This is a genomic window from Pseudonocardia pini (genome assembly GCF_013870575.1).
Classification (GTDB): domain Bacteria; phylum Actinomycetota; class Actinomycetes; order Mycobacteriales; family Pseudonocardiaceae; genus Pseudonocardia; species Pseudonocardia pini.
In genome coordinates this window covers 1-3,815 of record NZ_JACBXB010000551.1, presented here as the reverse complement: position 1 = coordinate 3,815, position 3,815 = coordinate 1, and the positions used below count along the sequence as shown (strand labels likewise).

Annotated in this window: 3 protein-coding genes; all 3 read right to left on the bottom strand. The window is 74.5% G+C overall.

The window, feature by feature from the left end:
- Nucleotides 1–44: 44 nt before the first annotated feature.
- The gene (locus H5J29_RS24505; RefSeq protein ID WP_181783389.1) at nucleotides 45–2,048 is read right to left on the bottom strand and encodes an ATP-dependent Clp protease ATP-binding subunit; all 2,004 of its coding nucleotides are present in this window, start codon (nucleotides 2,046–2,048) and stop codon (nucleotides 45–47) included.
- A 40-nt stretch (nucleotides 2,049–2,088) separates the two neighbouring features.
- The gene (locus H5J29_RS24500) at nucleotides 2,089–3,282 is read right to left on the bottom strand and encodes a cytochrome P450 family protein (protein ID WP_181783388.1); all 1,194 of its coding nucleotides are present in this window, start codon (nucleotides 3,280–3,282) and stop codon (nucleotides 2,089–2,091) included.
- 33 nt (nucleotides 3,283–3,315) lie between these two features.
- A partial coding sequence (locus tag H5J29_RS24495) for an FAD-dependent oxidoreductase (RefSeq protein ID WP_220187872.1) occupies nucleotides 3,316–3,815 on the bottom strand: 500 nt, incomplete at its 5' end.

The window sequence follows — 3,815 nt, the reverse complement described above, 5'->3', positions numbered from 1 at the left end:
GCCGCGACGTCCTTCAGCGTGGGCCTGCGCGACATGCGCCCGATCTAATCAGGCACCAGCTCCAGCTCGCCGGTGAGCCGCACCCGGTGCGCGCCGTCGCCCGCGAGCAGGACCTTCGCCAGCTTCCGCTCCACCTCGCGCGCGATCACCCGGCGCAGCGGCCGCGCCCCGTACTCCGGCCGGTGCCCGAGGTCCGCGAGCCGGTCCAGCGCCGCGGGCTCCACGACCAGCTCGATCCCCTTCGCGGCGAGCCGCTCCCGGGTGCCCACCAGCATCAGCTCGGCGATCTCCCGGATCTCGCCGCGGGACAACGCGTCGAACACCACGACGTCGTCGATCCGGTTGAGCAGCTCCGGCCGCAGCCCCCGCCGGACGGCGGCCAGCACGACCTCCTCGTCCGCCCCGGCGAGCACCTCGGCGGCCCCGAGGTTGCCGGTCAGCACGACGAGGACGTTCCGGAAGTCCACCGTGCGGCCGCGGGCGTCGGTGAGCCTGCCGGCGTCGAGGACCTGCAGGAGCACCGAGAGGACCTCGGGATGGGCCTTCTCGATCTCGTCGAGCAGCACGACGGTGTAGGGGTTGCGCCGCACGGGCTCGGTGAGCTGTCCCGCGTCCTCGTGCCCGACGTACCCGGGCGGCGCCCCGACCAGCCGGGTCACCGCGGCCCGGTCCGCGTACTCGGTCATGTCCAGCCGCACCAGGTGCTCGGCCGACCCGAACAGGACCGCCGCCAACGCCCGGGCGAGCTCGGTCTTCCCCACGCCGGTCGGCCCCACGAACAGGAACGACCCCGCGGGCCGGTCGGGTCCGGAGAGGCCCGCGCGGGAGCTGCGCACGGCGTCCGCGACGGCCTCGACCGCCCGGTGCTGCCCGACGACCCGCCGGTGCAGGTGCGCCTCCAGCTCCAGCAGCCGGACCCGTTCCGACGCCGTGAGGTCCGCGACCGGGATGCCTGTCCGGTCCGCGACGATCTCGGCGATCTCGCGCGCGGTGATCTCCCCCGGTGCGCCGCCGGTGTCCAGGACCAGCCGCTCCAGCTCGCGGTCGAGCATCGCGACCCGCTCCGCGTCGTCGGCGTCGGCGGCCACCTCGCGGGCCCGGACCAGCTCCTCGACCTTCCTGTCCGGCTCCGGAGCACCCCGCATCCCGGACCGGGCCGCGGCCCGGTCCACGAGGTCCACGGCCTTGTCCGGCAGGAACCGGTCCCGCAGGTAGCGCACGGACAGCGCGACGGCCGCGGTCAACGCGCCGTCGGTGATCCGGACGTGGTGGTGCTCCTCGTACCGGGGCCGCAGGCCGCGCAGGATCTCGAGGGTGACCTCGGCGGTGGGCTCCGGGATCCGGATCGCCTCGAACCGGCGGTCCAGCGCCGCGTCCCGCTCGATGTGGCGGCGGTGGTCCTCGGGCGTGGTCGCGCCGACGAGCTGCAGCTCACCGCGGGCGAGGGCGGGCTTGAGGATCGCGGCGGCGTCCATCGCCTGGTCCCGGGCGCTGCCCGCCCCGACGAGCAGGTGGATCTCGTCCACGAACACGACCAGCCCACGCCCCGCCGCGACGATCTCGTCCACGACGGCGGTGAGCCGCTCCTCGAACTGCCCGCGGTACTGCGTGCCCGCGACCATCCCGGCGAGGTCGAGGGCGACCACCCGGGCGTCCCGCAGCGCGACCGGCACGTCCCCCGCGACGATCCGCTGGGCGAGCCCCTCCACCACGGCGGTCTTGCCGACGCCGGGCTCCCCGACGAGCACGGGGTTGTTCTTCGTGCGCCGGGCCAGCACCTCGGTGATCTGGTCGATCTCGCCGTCCCGCCCGACGACGGGGTCGAGCTTCCCGGCCCGGGCCGCGGCGGTGAGGTCGTGGCCGTACTTGTCGAGCTGCCGGGTCCGGGGCCGGTCCCGGCGGGTGGTGCCCTGCTCGCGGTCGGCGTCGGTGTCCTCGTCGGGCAGGCCGAGGCCGTTCACCAGCCCGCGCAGCAGGCCCTCCAACGGGCCGAGCGGCCCACCCTGGCCGAAGGGGTCGTCACGGCCTCCGAACGGATCCTGCGGCACGACGCCTCCCGGGGTGAGTCCTCCTCCGTTGTACCCGTTCTCAGCCCGGGGTCACCGGCAGCCGGGTGACGCCGTGCACGAGCACACTGCGCCGGTAGGCCAGCTCGGCGGGGTCGACGGCCATCGCGAGGTCGGGCCGCATCGCGAACAGGGTCTGCAGCGCGACCTGTCCCTCGATCCGGGCGAGCGGGGCGCCGAGGCAGTGGTGCAGGCCGTAGCCGAAGGCGACGTGCCCGCGGTCGTCCCGCGTGACGTCCAGGGTGTCCGCCTCGGCGAACCGCTCGCCGTCCCGGTTGGCGGCCGACAGCGCGAGGATGACGACGGCCCCCTCCGGGATGGTCGTGCCCGCGATCTCGACGTCCTCCGCGGCGAACCGGACCGGGGTGTTGGTGACCGGGGAGTCCCAGCGCAGGAACTCCTCGACGGCGGTGGGCCACAGCTCGGGCTTCTCCGCGAGGAGCGCGCGCTGCTCGGGGTGGGTGAGCAGGCCGAGCACGCCGTTGCCGATCAGGTTGACCGTGGTCTCGTGACCCGCGATGAGCAGCAGCATGCCCATCGCGACCAGCTCCTCCTGGGAGAGCGCGTCGCCCTCGTCGGAGACCTGGGTCAGCGCGCTGAGCAGCGCGTCGTCCGGCTCGGCGCGCTTGCGCTCCACGAGCTCGGCCAGGTAGCCGCCCAGCTTCTGGGCCGCGGCCGTCTTCTCCTCGTTCGGCGACTCGTCGATCATGGTGGAGGACCAGCGGCCGAAGTCGTCCCGGTCCTCCTCGGGCACGCCGAGCAGCTCGCAGATCACGCGCACCGGGAGCAGGAAGGCGTACTGCGCCATGAGGTCCACGGTGCCGGTGGCGGGCAGCGCGGCGACGAGCTCGTCGGCGATCTGCTGCACGCGCGGGCGCAGCTCCTCCATCCGCCGGACGGTGAACGAGCGGCTCACCAGCTTGCGCAGCCGGGTGTGGTCCGGCGGGTCCATGAGCAGCATCATCGGGGTCGGCGCGGCGGGCATCGCGGCGCGCTGGTCCGCGGGGAGCGTGTAGCGCCAGTCCTTGGACAGCCGGTCGTCGACGAACGCGGCGCGGACGTCCTCGTAGCGCGTCACGATCCACATCGGACCCTCGGGGAGGTCGAGGCGGCGGACGGGCTCCTCCGCGCGCAGCTCGGCGAGGGCGGGGTAGGGATCCGCCCAGTAGGACCCGTCGAACAGTGCGCGGCCGGTGGTCGTGGTGGTGGACGCCATGGCCCCATGGTGCCGCATGAAGTCAGCGCCCGCTTACAAGCGGGTGGGCGAGACCCGCTCCGGCGCGACGGGGATGTCCGCGGGCACGGCGTCGCCGCTCACCACCGCGGCGCCCAGGGCCGCGAGAGCGGGTGCGGACTCGATCCCCGAACCGCCCTGACCGGCGAAGAAGTGGAAGCCGGGATGCTCCGGCCTGCTCCCGACGACGGGGTCGCGGTCCGGCGCGAAGGTCCGCAGGCCCGCCCACGCCGTCCGGATCGAGCGGAGCCCCAGGTGGAGGACGTCCTCGGTGCGTTCCAGGGCCAGGGCGACGTCGAGCTCGTCCGGCCTGGCGTCCCCCGGCCCGACCGGCGTCTCGTCGTTCGGGGAGATCATCAGCGCCGCGCCCTCGGGCTTGACGTAGAAGCGCTCCCCCGCGTCGATCAGCATCGGCATGCCCGGCGGCACGGCGCAGGGGGCGATGGCGAGGGTGCGGCGGTAGGGCTGCAAGTCCGCGTACTGCCGGTACACGCCCACTCCGCGTCGGGTCGGCT

What these genes read in the sequence shown, in the direction of transcription:
- H5J29_RS24500 (WP_181783388.1), bottom strand. Translation starts at nt 3,282, where the DNA reads ATGGCGTCCACCACCACGACCACCGGCCGCGCACTGTTCGACGGGTCC.